The organism is Dactylosporangium sp. CA-139066 (assembly GCF_050936175.1).
Lineage (GTDB): Bacteria > Actinomycetota > Actinomycetes > Mycobacteriales > Micromonosporaceae > Dactylosporangium.
This window is the reverse complement of record NZ_JBNJNH010000001.1, coordinates 7,252,440-7,266,884: the sequence shown is the minus strand read 5'-3', so window position 1 is coordinate 7,266,884 and position 14,445 is coordinate 7,252,440. Positions and strand designations below refer to the sequence as shown.

Sequence of the window (14,445 nt, the reverse complement as noted above, 5' to 3'; positions counted from 1 at the left end):
CGACGGGCCGGGGGAGACCCCGGCCCGCACCACGTCAGGCCCGGATCATCGCCAGGAGCAGCACGATGAACGCGCGGCCCAGGTAGATCGTCGCCTTCACGGGGGAGTTGCTCGGCGTGCCGGCCATCCGCGGCCGCATCGCCACCGGGATCTGCGTGATCTTGTAGCCGTTGCGGGCCAGCCGGACCAGCACCTCGATCGTGTCGCCGAGGTACTCCGCGGGGTACCAGTGCGCGAAGAACTCGATCACCCGCCGGTTGGCCGCCCGGTGCCCCGACGTCGTGTCGGTCAGCCGGCTGCGCGACAGCCGCGACAGCACCGCGGAGAGCATCCGCATCGCCCACTTGCGCGGGCCCTTGACGCTGTAGCCGCCCTCGCCGGCGAACCGGGCGCCGATCACCAGGTCGTGATCGTCCAGGGCGTCGACGAGCTTCGGGATGTACCGCGGGTCGTGCTGGCCGTCGGCGTCGACCTGGATGGCCACGTCGTAGCCGTAGTCGCGGGCGTAGCGGTACCCGGTGCGCATCGCCCCGCCGACGCCGAGGTTGAACGGCAGCCGGGCCACGATCGCGCCGGCCTCGGCGGCCCGGGCCGCGGTGTCGTCGGAGGAGCCGTCGTCGACCACGATGATGTCCACCGACGGCAGCTCGCCGTGCACCTCCCGGATCACGTCGGCGATCGACGCCGCCTCGTTCCAGGCCGGGATGATGATCAGGACGCGCTTACCGTTGATCATCGGCCAGGTCTCCGGAGGCCATCGTCCCGGCGTCGGCCGCCGTGGCGTCCTGCGGCCGCGGGCGGCCGAGCTCGGTGCGCAGCAGCGCCAGGTCCTCGGCCAGGGTGCGCGTCTCCTCCTCCAGCCGGCTCACCTCCCAGCTCAGGTGCACGGTCACCAGCAGCAGGAACACGATGCCGAGGAACAGCACCAGGCTCACGCCGGAGGCGATGCCGAGCAGCCTGGCCAGGTTGTCGGTGATGAACGGCATGAACGCCAGCGGCACGATGAGCACGCTGACGGACAGCCAGAGGATCGCGTACTTCTCCTGCAGCTGCCGGCGCCGCAGCAGCTCGACCATGAACGCGAGCACCGCGAGGGCGGTCAGTCCGGTGACGATCGTGAGCTTCACCGGGCAACTCCAGGCACCATGTCATGCAGCATGTCACGCCAGGGGCGCATGGGCGCCAGCCCGGCGGCCGCCCACCGCGCGTGACCGAGCACGCTGAAGGCCGGGCGGGCGGCCGGCCGCACGAATGCGGCGCTCGTCGTGGGGCGGACCCGGGCCGGGTCGTGGCCGGCCTCCTCGAAGACCGCGGCGGCCAGCCCGTGCCAGGACGTCCGCCCGGAGGCGGTGCCGTGGTAGATCCCGGGCGGCCCGCCGCCGTCGGCGAGGGCCACCAGGCGCTCGGCCAGGTCGCGTGACCACGTCGGCTGCCCGACCTGGTCGTCGACGACCTCGACGAACTCGCGCTCGGCGGCCAGGCGCAGCATCGTGCGCACGAAGTTCTTGCCGTGCGCGCCGTAGAGCCAGGCGGTGCGCACCACGTAGCCGGTGTCCGGCAGCGCGTCGAGCACGGCCCGCTCGCCGGCCAGCTTGCTGCGTCCGTAGGCGTTGATCGGCGCGGTCGGGGCGTCCTCGGCGTACGGCTCGGTGGCGTCGCCCGCGAACACGTAGTCGGTGGAGACGTGCACCAGGCGCGCACCGGTCGCGGCGCAGGCGGCGGCGAGGGAGGCCACCGCCGTACCGTTGACGGCGGTTGCGCCCCGTTCATCGGCCTCGGCGCCGTCGACGTCGGTCCAGGCGGCCGCGTTGAGGACCACGTCGTGGCCCTCGACCAGGTCACGGACCTTCGCCGCGTCGGTGATGTCGAGCTCCGCGCGGGTCGCCGCGGTCACGTCCCGGCCGTCGAGCGCGGCCAGCAGGTCACGGCCCAGCATCCCGCGGGCGCCCGTGACGAGGTATCGCGTCATGAGCTCAGGGCCGCCCGGGCCTTGAGCGGCTCCCACCATGCACGGTTCTCGTTGTACCAGGCGACCGTCTCGGCGATGCCCTGTTCGAAGGTGACCTGCGGGGTGTACCCGAGCTCGTCGCTGATCTTGTCGTGGCACAGCGAGTACCGCCGGTCGTGGCCCTTGCGGTCCTCGACGTAGCGCACGGCGGAGTCCCAGTCCCGCCCGGTCGCGGCCAGCAGCACCTCGGTCAGCTCGCGGTTGGTGAGCTCACGGCCGCCGCCGATGTTGTAGACCTCGCCGGCGCGGCCCTTCTCCAGGGCGAGCTGGATGCCGGCGCAGTGGTCGGACACGTGCAGCCAGTCGCGGATGTTGCCGCCGTCGCCGTACAGCGGCACGGTCCCGCCGTCGATGAGGTTGGTGACGAAGAGCGGAATCACCTTTTCGGGGAACTGGTAGTGCCCGTAGTTGTTCGAGCAGCGGGTCACCACCACCTCCATCCCGTGGGTGCGGTGGTAGGCCAGCGCGAGCAGGTCGGAGCCGGCCTTCGACGCCGAGTACGGCGAGTTCGGGGCCAGCGGCCACTCCTCGGTCCACGACCCTTCCTGGATCGAGCCGTACACCTCGTCGGTGGACACGTGCAGGAAGCGCCCGACGCCGGCGGCCCGGGCCGCGTCCAGCAGCACCTGGGTGCCCAGGACGTTGGTCGTCACGAACGGGCCGGCGCCCAGGATCGAGCGGTCCACGTGCGACTCGGCGGCGAAGTGCACGACCGCGTCGTGGCCGGGCATGAGCTCCCCGACGAGCGCGGCGTCGCAGATGTCGCCCTCCACGAACGTGAGCGCAGGGTCATCGGCCACCGGGTCGAGGTTGGCCCGGTTACCCGAATAGGTGAGCTTGTCCAGCACGGTCACGGATGCACCGGAATACGCGGGATACCCGCCGCTGAGCAGGGTGCGCACGTAATGCGAGCCGATGAAACCGGCACCGCCGGTGACGAGGATTCTCACGGGTCCCGGAGTCTAGTCGAAGCGGGCGGCCGCGGACCCCGTAAGGTGACCCAGGTGCGTGGCATCATCCTCGCCGGTGGGACCGGCTCACGTCTGTGGCCCCTGACCCGGGCCGTGTCGAAGCAGCTGATGCCCGTCTTCGACAAGCCGATGATCTACTACCCGCTCACCACGCTGGTGATGGCGGGCATCCACGAGATCCTCGTCATCACCACGCCGGAGGACCAGGAGCAGTTCCAGCGGCTGCTCGGCGACGGTTCCCAGTGGGGCCTGCGGCTGTCGTACGCCGCCCAGCCCCGCCCCGAGGGCCTGGCCCAGGCGTTCGTCATCGGCGCCGACTTCATCGGCGATGACAGCGTGGCGCTGGTGCTCGGCGACAACATCTTCCACGGCGCCGCGCTCGGCCAGCGCCTCGCCGACAACGCCGACGTCAAGGGCGGCCGGGTCTTCGCCTACCCGGTGGCCAACCCGCAGGACTACGGCGTGGTCGAGTTCGCGCCGGACGGCCGGGTGCTGTCCATCGAGGAGAAGCCGGTCAAGCCCAAGAGCCGCTACGCGGTCCCCGGCCTGTACTTCTACGACAACCGCGTCGTGCAGATCGCCCGCGACCTCAAGCCCAGCGACCGCGGCGAGCTGGAGATCACCGCCGTCAACGCGGCCTACCTCGATCGGGATGAACTGCACGTGGTCGTGCTGGACCGGGGCACGGCGTGGCTGGACACGGGTACCTTCAACACGATGGTGCAGGCCGCCGAGTTCGTGCGCGTCATCGAGGAGCGGCAGGGCTTCAAGATCGGTTGCGTCGAGGAGGCCTGCTGGCGGGCCGGGCTCATCACCGACGGGCAGCTGGCCGACCTCGCCGAGCCGTTGCGCAAGAGCGGATACGGCGAATACCTGCTCCATCTTCTCGATTGGAAGAGTTGAGCGGCCCGCGCACAATCGCACCGCCACACACGACCGACACGCTACGGAGTCAGCACGTGAAGTTCCGACAGCTCTCGATCGGCGGAGCCTGGGAGATCAGTCCCGTCCTGCGCGGTGACCCCCGCGGCCTGTTCACGGAGTTCTACCGCTTCGACCACCTCGAGGCCGAGATCGGCCACCCGCTGCGGCTGGCGCAGGGCAACCTCTCGGTCAGCGCGCGCGGGGTGGTGCGCGGCATCCACTTCGCGGACGTGCCGCCGGGGCAGGCGAAGTACGTCATGTGCACCCGCGGCGCCGTCCTCGACGTCATCGTGGACATCCGCGTCGGATCCCCGACATTCGGCCGCTGGGAGGGCGTCCAGCTCGACGACATCGAGCGCCGGGCGGTGTACGTCTCGGAGGGCCTCGGGCACGGGTTCTGCGCGCTCACCGACGACGCCACGCTGACGTACCTGGTGTCGGAGACCTACAACCCGACCGGCGAGCACGGCATCCACCCGCTGGACCCGGATCTGGCCATCGCGTGGCCCGCGGCCGACCCGACCCTGTCGGCCCGCGACGCCGCGTCGCCGTCGCTGGCCGAGATGCTCGGCGAGGGCCGCCTGCCGGACTACGCCACCTGCCAGGGTTATACGGAAAGTCTCCGCTCCCAATAGGTTCGAAACCGGCCTCAGGCGGCTAATGTCTGTACATGGACCGGCGAATTTTCGGCCTTGAGACCGAATACGGGGTCACGTGCACCTACCGGGGGCAGCGCCGCCTGTCTCCGGACGAGGTTGCCCGCTATCTGTTCCGGCGCGTCGTGTCGTGGGGCCGTTCCAGCAACGTCTTCCTGCGCAACGGCGCGCGCCTCTACCTGGATGTGGGCTCCCACCCGGAATACGCCACCCCTGAATGCGACTCGGTGCCCGATCTGGTCGTCCACGACCGGGCCGGTGAGCGCATCCTCGAGGGCCTGCTCGTCGATGCCGAGCGGCGCCTGCACGACGAGGGCATCGCGGGCGAGATCTACCTGTTCAAGAACAACACCGACTCCGCCGGCAACTCCTACGGCTGCCACGAGAACTACCTGGTCAGCCGGCACGGCGAGTTCGGGCGCCTGGCCGACATCCTGATCCCGTTCCTGGTGACCCGCCAGCTCATCTGCGGCGCCGGCAAGGTGCTGCAGACCCCGCGCGGGGCCGTGTACTGCCTCTCCCAGCGCGCCGAGCACATCTGGGAAGGCGTCTCGTCGGCGACCACCCGGTCCCGCCCCATCATCAACACGCGCGACGAGCCGCACGCCGACGCCGAGCGCTACCGCCGCCTGCACGTCATCGTCGGCGACTCCAACATGAACGAGGTCACGACGCTGCTCAAGGTCGGCACCGCCGACATCGTGCTGCGCATGATCGAGGCCGGCGTGGCGATGCGCGACCTGTCGCTGGAGAACCCGATCCGGGCCATCCGCGAGGTGTCGCACGACATCACCGGCCGGCGGCGGGTGCGCCTGGCCAGCGGCAAGGAGATCTCGGCGCTGGAGATCCAGCAGGAGTACTTCGACAAGGCGACCGAGTTCCTGGACCGCCGCGGCGCCGACGCGGCGACCAAGCGCGTGATGGACCTGTGGGGCCGCGTCATCAACGCCGTCGAGACGGGCAACCACAAGGACGTCGAGCGCGAGGTCGACTGGGTGACCAAGCTCGGCCTCATCGAGCGCTACCAGGCCAAGCACGACCTCCCGCTGTCGCACCCGCGGGTGGCGCAGATGGACCTCGCCTACCACGACCTGCGCCGCGGCCGCGGCCTCTACGGCCTGCTGGAGAAGCGGGGCTCGGTCGACCGCGTCGCCACCGACCTGGAGATCTTCGAGGCCAAGGAGACCCCGCCGCAGACGACCCGGGCCCGCCTGCGCGGCGAGTTCATCCGCCACGCCCAGGAGCGCCGCCGCGACTTCACCGTCGACTGGGTGCACCTGAAGCTCAACGACCAGGCGCAGCGCACCGTGCTGTGCAAGGACCCGTTCCGCGCCTACGACGAGCGGGTCGACCGGCTCATCGCGAGCATGTGACGTTCGAGGGAGGCGGGGGTTAGGCTGGCGCGCGCTATGTATGACGCACCCGACCAGCCGCCCCCGAAGCCCTCGAAGCTCGGCGCCGACTTCAACCCGGACCGCCCGGCCCGCAGCCGCCAGGGCCGCCGGCTGCAGCGCATCCGCGAGGAGATCGAGCGCAACCGGACCGAGGGCCCGAAGTACCCCACCTGGCTGTTGGCCCTGGTCCTGATCGCCATTATCGCGGCCTTCGTCCTGATCGTGATCTACGCATGAGGCGTCTCGTCCTGCCGGCGGCGCTGCTGGCGCTCGTCGCGCTGGCCGGCTGCACCGACGACGGCCCCAAGCACAGCGCCCTGCCCGCCGCCCCGTCGGGTGGGGAGGTGCCGCGCCAGCCGCTGGCGTCCCCGACCCGCCCGCCGGTCGTCAACTCCGACGGGTGCCAGGGCCTCATCACCGCGGCCCAGGTCAAGCAGGCCACGGGCCTGCCGGTCGAGCCCAGCCCCGGCGACGGCGCCGCCGCCGTCGCGCAGTACGGCCAGGCGGTGCAGAGCATCGGGCTGAACGCCCACGCCCGCACCTGCCCCTTCGGCAGCGGCGCCGGCGACCAGGTCACGGTCGTCGCCCTGACCTTCACCGACGCCGGCCAGGCCCAGAAGCTGTGGTCGACGATCGCGTCGCTGGAGGCGGTGGGCGGCGTCGGCGAGGCCGCGCTGAGCGACAAGTCGAAGACGCTGCTGGCCCGGCGCGGCAAGGCCATCGTCGCCGTCTACCTGGTCGTGGCCGCGTCGCCGAACGCCGACCACCTGGGCCAGCTCCGCTCGGTCGCGAACACGGCCCTGTCCAAGGCCTGACCCGCGCCGGCGGGCGACGTGCGCCTGGGCCCGCTCCGCTCGGTCGCGAATACGGCCCCGTCGAAGACGTGACGCGCGTTGGCGCGACATGTCGTGCGCCGCGCCGGCAGCGCCGTGGCGGTGCCCTGGTTCGGCCGCATCACCGGCCTCGGCCGGCTCATGCCGCTCGACTTCGCGCTCGGCCGCGATGGCCGCAGCCTTGCCCTGCAGGAACCGGTGGGAGGGCGCGGACCCGTACCGGAAGCTGCACCTGGTCGACCTCGTCGCGGGGGACCGGCACACCATGCCGGCGTCCGGACCGCCGCCGCCGTCCGGCTGGACGGGGCCGTCCGCGCCCCGCCACCCGCACTTCCGCTCGCCGGATCCTCGGCCTCGTCTGCCGTGGCCCCACCGCCCGCCGGAAGCCGGGCCGCCCGTTATCGTCTCGCCGGAGCCGGAGCCGGAGCCGGAGCCGGAGCCGGAGCCGGAGCCGGAGCCGGAGCCGGAGCCGGAGCCGGATGTGCGGTACCGGGTCAGGCGGTGACCGCCGACCCGGACATAACCGAAATGTCGGATATGTCCGTCACGAAGTGGCGGACATATCCGCGGCATGCCGGCCGGCGGCGGCCGCGGACAGGAAGTAGGCGCGGTCCTGCGCGAAGGAGCGGCCCATCGTCGACAGCTTCACCGGCAGGTCCGACAGCGACGGCTCCAGGTCCGCCGAGGCGACCTCGACCAGCGAGTGGGGCGGGCACAGGGCCGACAGGGCGCGGCGGACCTCCCCGGCCAGCTCGGGGGAGAGGTCCGACGGCATCACCAGGTCCGCGGAGGCCAGGGCGACCCGGCCGAACGCCGTCAGGCTGTGGTGCGACACGCCGCGGTGGCGCGGGCGGGGATCTGCGTCCGAGATGCGCGGCGCCGCGACCGGGCGGCCGCCGAGCGCCGCCACCGCGTTGACCGCCTCGCCGGCCGCGACCCCCGAGAAGCCCCAGCTCGTACCCGTACCGAGATTGCCGGGGCCCTGCGTGACGATCGCCAGGTCGGCGTGCAGGGCGTGGCGGGCGGCGAGCAGGCCGCTGTGGACGTTGGTGGACTCGAGGTCGCCGCCGAAGGCCTGGCCCGTTGTCACCGTGCCGGCCAGCAGCGGGGTCAGGGCGTCCAGGGTGCGGGAGAACCAGGCGGGCAGGGCGCCGCCGTCGGTCATGACGTACGCGATGCGGCCGTCCGGGCGGGCCGCCCGCGCGCCGGCGACGACCGCGGGCAGGGCCGAGTGCAGGTCGGCCACGACCACCGGCAGGCCGTCCAGGGACGTCGCGCCGGCCAGGGCGGCGCGCAGGGGGGAGGCCTCCTCGTCGGCGGCCAGGACGATCGACTGCAGCGGCGTGTACCGCGCCTTGACCACGTGGCCGGGCGCGTCCACGTCCTCGGGCAGGCGATCCGGGATGGCCACCACCAGGGCGTAGCCGCCGGTGCCGAGGCCCAGGGCGAGGGCGTTGACGTTGAGCAGGACCCGGTCGCCGGGGCGCGGGGTGCCCACCAGCGCGGGGTAGGCCAGCGCGCGGACCGACGGGGGGTCGGACGGGCGGCGGGCGTCGACGGCGACATCGAGCTCGAGGCTGCCGCGCCATTCGTGGCGGGCGGCGACGACGGTACCCCAGCGCCAGCGGATCATGGCGCTTACCGTAACCCAGCGACGGTACGCGCTGTGACGGTGACCGTGGGTCGCGCACCGCGTGGGCGACGCAGAACAGGCGTTCGGGCTGGTAGGTTCGCTGGCGTGTCGCGGACCCGAACCGAGCGCCTGGTCAATCTGGTGATCTGCCTGCTCGCCACGCGCCGCTTCCTGACCGCGGAGCAGATTGCCGCGATCGTGCCGGGCTACGAGCACGATCCCAACGACGAGCGCGACCACGAGGCGTTCCAGCGCAAGTTCGAGCGGGACAAGTCGGAGCTGCGTGAGCTGGGCGTACCCCTCGAAATGGGCACCGCCAGCATCTTCGACAACGAGCAGGGCTACCGCATCGCCCGGCGCGAGTATGCGCTGCCCGACATCCCGCTCGCGCCCGACGAGGCGGCGGCGGTCGGCATCGCGGCGCGGCTGTGGCAGCAGACCGGGCTCGCCGCGGCGGCCTCCTCCGGGCTGGCGAAGCTGCGGGCCGGCGGGATCGACGTCGACCCGCACGCCACGCTCGGCGTCGAGGCGGTCGTCACGGTCGACCCGGCGTTCGAGCCGCTGACCGCGGCGGTGCGCGACCGGCAGGCGGTGACGTTCTCCTACGAGGTGCCCGAGCGCGACGCCGCCGGCGTGCGGCGGCTGCAGCCGTGGGGCGTCGTGTGCTGGCGCGGCCGGTGGTATGTCGTCGGCCACGACCTCGACCGGGCCGCCGAGCGCTGCTTCCGGCTGTCGCGCATCGTGAGCGGCGTGCGGCGCATCGGGCGGCGCGGGGCCTACGAGCCGCCGCCGAAGGTCGACCTGATCGGGTACGTCGCCCGCTCCAGCGGCCCGATCGAGCGCACCGGGCGGGCGACCGTGCTGGCCCGGCCGGGCCGGGCGGCGGGCGTGCGGCGCTGGGCGGAGAGCTGCGTGAGCACCCCCGACGGCGACCGGCTCACGCTGAGTTACGGCGACGCCGACCAGTTCGCCGGCTGGCTGGTGGGCTACGGCGCCGACGTCGTCGTGCTCGACCCGCCCGAGGTCCGGGAGCGCATCGTGCGCCGGCTGCAGGCGGTCGCCGCGGCGTACGAGAGCCCGGGGATCGGGGTGCCGGCGTGACGAACTCCGCCGACCGGCTGGGCCGGCTGCTCAACCTGGTGCCCTACCTGCAGGCCCGCCCCGGCGTCACGATCGCCGAGGCGGCCGCTGACCAGGGGATCACCGACCGGCAGCTGCGCGAGGACCTCGAGCTGCTGTGGATGTGCGGCCTGCCGGGCTACGGGCCGGGGGACCTCATCGACATGGCGTTCGTCGGCGACAGCGTCACCCTGACGTACGACGCCGGGATCGACCGCCCGCTGCGCCTCACGCCCGACGAGGCGCTCGCGCTCATCGTCGCGCTGCGGATGCTCGCCGAGACGCCGGGCGTCACCGGCGGTGACGGTGTCCACCGGGCCCTGGCCAAGATCGAGCACGCGGCCGGCGACCTCGCCGACGCGCCGGTCGCGGTGCGGCTGCCCGGCAACACCGACCGCCTGGAGGAGCTGCGCGGCGCCGTCGACCGGCGCCACGCGCTGCGCATCACGTACTACACGGCCACCCGGGACGAGACCACCGAGCGGGTCGTCGACCCGATGCGGGTGCTCGTCGTCGGGCGATGGTCCTACCTCGAGGCCTGGTGCCGGCGGGCGCAGGCGGTGCGGCTGTTCCGCATCGACCGCATCGACGCCTCCACCGAGCTCGACGAGCCGGCCCGGGTGCCGCAGCAGGCCCGGCCGACCGACACCCGCACCGGGAGCCTGTTCACGCCGACCCCGGACCTGCCGCTGGTGACGCTGCGGGTCGGCCGGGGCGCGCGGTGGATCACCGAGCAGTACCCCTGCGAAGAGGTCGTCCGCGGCCCCGGCGAGCACTGGACGGTGTCGCTGCGCGCCTCCGACCTCGACTGGGCCCGCCGCTTCGTCCTGGGCCTCGGCGCCGAGGTGACGGTCCTGGCCCCGGCGCAACTCGCCGAAGCGGTGGCGGCGGAGGCGCACGCTGCGCTGGCGGCCTACGTGCACTAAGGTCGATCACGTGCTGTGGTGGATCTCGGGCGGTCTCGTCGTCGTTGCGCTGATCGTCCTGGTCGGCGTCGCCGTGAGCGTCATGGGCCGGCTGCGCGAGTTCGACAACGCCGCCCGCGCGATGCAGGCCCGCCTGATCGACGGCCAGCGGCGCGTCGAGCCGCGCCTGGCCGTGCTGCAGCAGACCGTGGAGACCATCCTGCCGCAGCTGGAGGCCATGCAGGCGCAGGCCGAGCAGCGCGCGCTGGTCAAGCAGGCGGAGAACAGTTAACAATCCTTGCGGATGAACTGCGCAAAAGACACCTTTGTCCGGACGGATGGTTGACGATCCGGCGCGGCACCGTCAACACTCGTCAAGACTTCAGCGGCCGGACCCCATTCAGCTATCCCCCGGCCTCTGCCCTCACTCCGTCGAGGTCAGTACGATGGGTGAGGCAGCTCGAATACAGTGAGGTGGCTTCACATGGGTGCAGTTAGGCCGTGGCACATCATCGTTCTGGTGGTGGTGCTGATCCTGCTGTTCGGCGCCAAGCGCCTGCCGGACGCGGCGCGAGCGCTCGGCCGCTCGATGCGGATCATCAAGGCCGAGACGAAGGGCCTCGCCGACGACGACGTGGACGCCAAGGCGGAGGCGCAGTCCGGCCGGCAGCCGCTCAGCGGCCAGATCGCCGATGGCCAGCCGTCGCCGAAGCCGCAGGTGGACCCGGTCGATCACGCACGTGAGCGCTGAGGCGCTCTCGGGTCGTGAGCATCCTCGCACGGCGGCGTAACAAGCAGCCGTCGAACTTCACGCGCGCCGCAGATGGCTCCATGACGCTCTTGGAGCATCTGCGGGAGCTGCGCACGAGGCTTTTCCGGGCGTCGATCGCGATCGTCATCGGCGTGATCATCGGGTACCTCATCCACAACTACATCCTGCACATCCTGCAGGACCCGTACTGCGCACTGTCCGAGAAGCAGGTCCGCAACTCCAACCACGGAGCGTTGCCGGCCGGCTGGCAGTGCCAGTTCGTCGTGATGAAGGTGACCGACCCGCTGCTGCTGACGCTGAAGATCTCGCTGTACGCGGGGCTCATCGTCGCGTCACCGTTCTGGATGTACCAGCTGTGGGCGTTCGTCGCCCCCGGTCTGCACCGCAACGAGCGCCGGTGGGCCTACGTGTTCGCCGGGCTCGCCGCGCCGCTGTTCGCGCTCGGCGCGGTGCTCGCGTTCGTCGTGGTCTCCAAGGGCCTCGAGTTCCTGGTCAACTTCATGCCGCCGTCGACGTCGCTGCTCATCGAGGCGATGGCCTACATCGACTTCGTCACCGGCATGATGCTCGTCTTCGGCGTGGCCTTCGAGTTCCCATTGGGGATCATGCTGGCCAACATCGCCGGCATCGCCACCGGCAAGCGCCTGCTCGGCTGGTGGCGGATCGCGGTCTTCATCTTCTTCGTGTTCGCCGCCATCGCCACCCCGACGGCCGACCCGTTCGGCATGACGTTCCTGGCGCTGTGCATGTCGCTGCTGTACTTCGGGGCGGTGATCTTCGCGCTCGTCAACGACAAGCGCAGGGGCCGCAACCGCCCGGCGTACGCGAACATCGACGACGACGAGATGTCCTCGCTGGACGACTACGAGGTCGAGCCGGTCGAGGCGGCCGGCCCGATCGACGGCTACGACCCGATCGACGCCCCGACCGCGGTGGCCGCGCCCACGCCCGTCGAGCGGCCCCGGCCGCTGGACCGCGGGTACGACGACATCACGTAGGACGACATCACGTAGCAGGATCGGAACTGCCCGTTCAGCGCCCCGGCGGCCATAGGCCCCGGGGCGCTGAACGTTTACAGTCTGCGCCGTGAACATCGCGTTACTCGCCAATCCCACGGCCGGCAAGGGCCGGCGCGCGGCGCTGCTGCCCGCGGTCGTCGAGCGCCTCGGGGCCGGCGGGGCCGCCGTCTCGGTGCTGTCCGGCGCTACCGCCGCGGAAGTGCGTGAGGGGGCGCGGCAGGCCGTCGCGGACGGGTGCGACGCGCTCGTGGCCATGGGCGGCGACGGCACCGTCCACCTCGGGCTGCAGGCGGTGGCCGGCAGCGGGGTGCCGTTCGGGATCGTGCCCGCCGGGACCGGCAACGACTTCGCGGTGCGGGTCGGGCTGCCGCTGTCGCCGGTCGCCGCGGCCGGGGTGGTCGCCGACGCGCTGCGCGACGGGGCCCGCCGGGCGATCGACCTGGCCCGCCTGGAGGGGGCCGACGGGACCCGCGCGTGGTTCGGCGCGGTGCTCGCCGCCGGGTTCGACGCGTTCGTCAACGAGCGGGCCAACCGCATCCGGTGGCCGCGGGGGCCCCAGCGGTACAACCGGGCGATCGTGGAGGAGCTCGCCACGCTGCGGCCGCGGCGGTACCGCATGAGCCTCGACGGCGCCGAAAGCGAGTTCGACTCCGTCCTGGTGGCGGTGGGCAACACGGAGAGCTACGGCGGCGGGTTCCGCATCGTGCCCGGCGCCGACCCCACCGACGGCCTGCTCGACGTTGTCGTGGCCGAGCCGCTGGGCCGCCTGACGCTGATGTGGCTGCGCCCGAAGGTGCTCAAGGGCACCCACGTGCACGACCGGCGGGTCGCGATGCACCGGGCCCGCACGATCGAGCTGGCCGGCGACGGCGTCACCGCATACGCCGACGGGGAGCGGATCTGCCCGCTCCCCGTGACCATCACGTGTGTTCCGGCCGCGCTGTCGCTGCTCGCCCCGGCAGGCTAGGCGGCGTTGCGGATGCGGATCTTCACGCCGTTGCCGGACGCCTCGGTCGAGACGTCGGACTGCTCGACGCCGTCCGGGACCGAGAAGCTGCGGCTGAACGAGGACGAGCTGGACGAGCTCGACGAGAAGTGACCGCCGGCGACGTCGCCGCTCTCCGACGTACTGCTGCCGCTCTGGCCCTTGATCGTCAGGCGGCCGCCGGAGACCTGGACGTCGACGCCGGACGGGTCGACGCCTTCAACGGTGATGACGAGGTCGTCGCCGTCGGTGGCGGTGTTCACCGAGGCGTGGTGGGCGTGGTGCGCGGCGCCGGCCATGTCCTCCTGCATCCGGGCCAGCGCGTTCGAGGGATCCCAGCGGTTCAAGGGCATGACGTACCTCCGCAGCAAAGAAATCATGTTCGTCTGGATGCACTGTCGTCGCGAGGGATCGGCGCGACAAGCGCAGAGCCGGTGTTGCGACACTGTTTCCCGCGCGGCCCGGTTTTGACACGTGGCGCTAGAGCAGCCGGAGGATCCCGCCGAGGCCGTGGACCTTGCCCGGTTCACTCTCCGGGAGGACAAGGACGCTGCAGCCCGCCGCCGCCGCGCCCGCGTCGGCCGGGGTGTCGCCGACCATGAGCGCCCGCTCCGGGTCGACCCGCAGCGCCGCGCACGCCCGCCAGAAGATGGCCGGGTCCGGCTTGATCCGCCCGACCTCGTAGGACAGCACGAACTCGGTCACCAGGTCGGCGAAGCCCAGCTCGGCGCACAGCTCCCGCAGGTCGAAGCCGATGTTGCTGACCACGGCGACCGGCACCCCGGCGGCCCGCAGCGCCCGCAGCGTCGGCACGGTGTCGGCGTAGAGCTCCCAGCCGTCGGCGAGCAGCAGCCGGTCGTACAGCGGGGTGGCCAGCTCCTCGTCCACGGTCGCGGCCAGGCCCGTGTAGCAGGCGCGGTGCGCGTCCGCCGACAGGTCCCGGTCGGCCCACACCTCGGCCAGGTGCGCCGGCACCCGCTGCGGCTTCGGCCCGCCGGCCCGGCCCGCCGTGGTGAGCCGGTCGGCCAGGACGGTCGCGCGGCCCCGGTCCAGGTCGCGCCCGACGCCCTGCGCGGCCAGTGTCACCCAGCGCACCGCGTCCTCCACCTGCGCGAGCGTGCCGTGGAAGTCCAGCAGCACCGCCTCGATCGGTCGTCGGGAAGGCAGAGACTCATCGCTTTCCGGCACGCCAGCACGATACCTATGAGCGGATCCGGGCATGCTTC

At 72.1% G+C, this 14,445-nt stretch carries 18 protein-coding genes; 11 read left to right on the top strand and 7 right to left on the bottom strand.

What is annotated here, in order from left to right:
• Positions 1-34 precede the first annotated feature (34 nt).
• From ACQEVU_RS33405 to rfbB, 4 genes are read right to left on the bottom strand one after another with little or no spacing between them, the layout of a single operon-like run.
• Positions 35-736 carry a glycosyltransferase family 2 protein gene (locus tag ACQEVU_RS33405; protein WP_433330624.1) on the bottom strand — a complete coding sequence of 234 codons (702 nt, stop codon included), beginning with the start codon at positions 734-736 and terminating at the stop codon, positions 35-37.
• On the bottom strand, positions 723-1,127 hold the full coding sequence (locus ACQEVU_RS33400; protein ID WP_433330622.1) for a DUF2304 domain-containing protein: 405 nt from the start codon (positions 1,125-1,127) through the stop codon (positions 723-725). Before ACQEVU_RS33400 ends, ACQEVU_RS33405 begins: the two co-directional genes overlap by 14 nt.
• Positions 1,124-2,008, bottom strand: coding sequence for a dTDP-4-dehydrorhamnose reductase (rfbD, locus tag ACQEVU_RS33395; protein ID WP_433330621.1), 885 nt, complete (start codon positions 2,006-2,008; stop codon positions 1,124-1,126). Before rfbD ends, ACQEVU_RS33400 begins: the two co-directional genes overlap by 4 nt.
• Complete coding sequence (gene rfbB / locus ACQEVU_RS33390; protein ID WP_433330619.1) at positions 1,966-2,958, bottom strand: dTDP-glucose 4,6-dehydratase; 993 nt, start codon at positions 2,956-2,958, stop codon at positions 1,966-1,968. The genes rfbD and rfbB overlap by 43 nt, the downstream gene beginning before the upstream one ends.
• Before the next feature lie 54 nt (positions 2,959-3,012).
• Here rfbB and rfbA point away from each other — a divergent pair, with 54 nt between their 5' ends.
• The 5 genes from rfbA to ACQEVU_RS33365 are packed head-to-tail and all read left to right on the top strand — an operon-like array spanning position 3,013 to position 6,768.
• Positions 3,013-3,882 (top strand): glucose-1-phosphate thymidylyltransferase RfbA, encoded by an 870-nt coding sequence (gene rfbA, locus ACQEVU_RS33385; RefSeq protein ID WP_433330617.1) that lies wholly within the window; start codon positions 3,013-3,015, stop codon positions 3,880-3,882.
• A 56-nt stretch (positions 3,883-3,938) separates the two neighbouring features.
• Complete coding sequence (locus tag ACQEVU_RS33380; protein WP_433330615.1) at positions 3,939-4,538, top strand: dTDP-4-dehydrorhamnose 3,5-epimerase family protein; 600 nt, start codon at positions 3,939-3,941, stop codon at positions 4,536-4,538.
• A 35-nt stretch (positions 4,539-4,573) separates the two neighbouring features.
• Positions 4,574-5,932 (top strand): Pup--protein ligase, encoded by a 1,359-nt coding sequence (gene pafA, locus ACQEVU_RS33375; protein ID WP_433330613.1) that lies wholly within the window; start codon positions 4,574-4,576, stop codon positions 5,930-5,932.
• Between the two features lie 36 nt (positions 5,933-5,968).
• Positions 5,969-6,190 (top strand): hypothetical protein, encoded by a 222-nt coding sequence (locus ACQEVU_RS33370; RefSeq protein ID WP_433330611.1) that lies wholly within the window; start codon positions 5,969-5,971, stop codon positions 6,188-6,190.
• Positions 6,187-6,768: a hypothetical protein gene (locus ACQEVU_RS33365; protein ID WP_433330609.1), complete on the top strand. Its 582-nt coding sequence runs from the start codon at positions 6,187-6,189 to the stop codon at positions 6,766-6,768. The genes ACQEVU_RS33370 and ACQEVU_RS33365 overlap by 4 nt, the downstream gene beginning before the upstream one ends.
• Positions 6,769-7,330: 562 nt before the next feature.
• Here ACQEVU_RS33365 and ACQEVU_RS33360 read toward each other — a convergent pair.
• Entirely contained in the window at positions 7,331-8,419 is a 1,089-nt protein-coding gene (locus ACQEVU_RS33360) for a DUF3866 family protein (RefSeq protein WP_433330607.1), read from the bottom strand.
• 105 nt (positions 8,420-8,524) lie between these two features.
• Between ACQEVU_RS33360 and ACQEVU_RS33355 the strand changes: the two genes are divergently transcribed.
• The 6 genes from ACQEVU_RS33355 (at position 8,525) to ACQEVU_RS33330 (ending at position 13,201) form a co-directional block, all read left to right on the top strand.
• The gene (locus ACQEVU_RS33355) at positions 8,525-9,520 is read left to right on the top strand and encodes a helix-turn-helix transcriptional regulator (protein ID WP_433330605.1); all 996 of its coding nucleotides are present in this window, start codon (positions 8,525-8,527) and stop codon (positions 9,518-9,520) included.
• Entirely contained in the window at positions 9,517-10,464 is a 948-nt protein-coding gene (locus ACQEVU_RS33350) for a helix-turn-helix transcriptional regulator (RefSeq protein WP_433330603.1), read from the top strand. Before ACQEVU_RS33355 ends, ACQEVU_RS33350 begins: the two co-directional genes overlap by 4 nt.
• Before the next feature lie 10 nt (positions 10,465-10,474).
• Complete coding sequence (locus ACQEVU_RS33345) at positions 10,475-10,735, top strand: hypothetical protein (protein ID WP_433330601.1); 261 nt, start codon at positions 10,475-10,477, stop codon at positions 10,733-10,735.
• A gap of 192 nt (positions 10,736-10,927) precedes the next feature.
• Positions 10,928-11,194: a Sec-independent protein translocase subunit TatA gene (gene tatA, locus ACQEVU_RS33340; protein WP_433330599.1), complete on the top strand. Its 267-nt coding sequence runs from the start codon at positions 10,928-10,930 to the stop codon at positions 11,192-11,194.
• 80 nt (positions 11,195-11,274) lie between these two features.
• Positions 11,275-12,213 carry a twin-arginine translocase subunit TatC gene (tatC, locus tag ACQEVU_RS33335; protein WP_433330597.1) on the top strand — a complete coding sequence of 313 codons (939 nt, stop codon included), beginning with the start codon at positions 11,275-11,277 and terminating at the stop codon, positions 12,211-12,213.
• Between the two features lie 88 nt (positions 12,214-12,301).
• A complete protein-coding gene (locus ACQEVU_RS33330) occupies positions 12,302-13,201 on the top strand; it encodes a diacylglycerol kinase (RefSeq protein ID WP_433330595.1) in 900 nt (299 codons plus the stop codon).
• Here the strand turns inward: ACQEVU_RS33330 and ACQEVU_RS33325 are convergent.
• Together ACQEVU_RS33325 and ACQEVU_RS33320 are read right to left on the bottom strand one after the other, a co-directional pair.
• The gene (locus ACQEVU_RS33325) at positions 13,198-13,572 is read right to left on the bottom strand and encodes an Hsp20 family protein (protein WP_433330593.1); all 375 of its coding nucleotides are present in this window, start codon (positions 13,570-13,572) and stop codon (positions 13,198-13,200) included. The genes ACQEVU_RS33330 and ACQEVU_RS33325 overlap by 4 nt on opposite strands.
• 127 nt (positions 13,573-13,699) lie before the next feature.
• Positions 13,700-14,440 (bottom strand): HAD family hydrolase, encoded by a 741-nt coding sequence (locus tag ACQEVU_RS33320; protein WP_433330591.1) that lies wholly within the window; start codon positions 14,438-14,440, stop codon positions 13,700-13,702.
• Between the last annotated feature and the right edge of the window lie 5 nt (positions 14,441-14,445).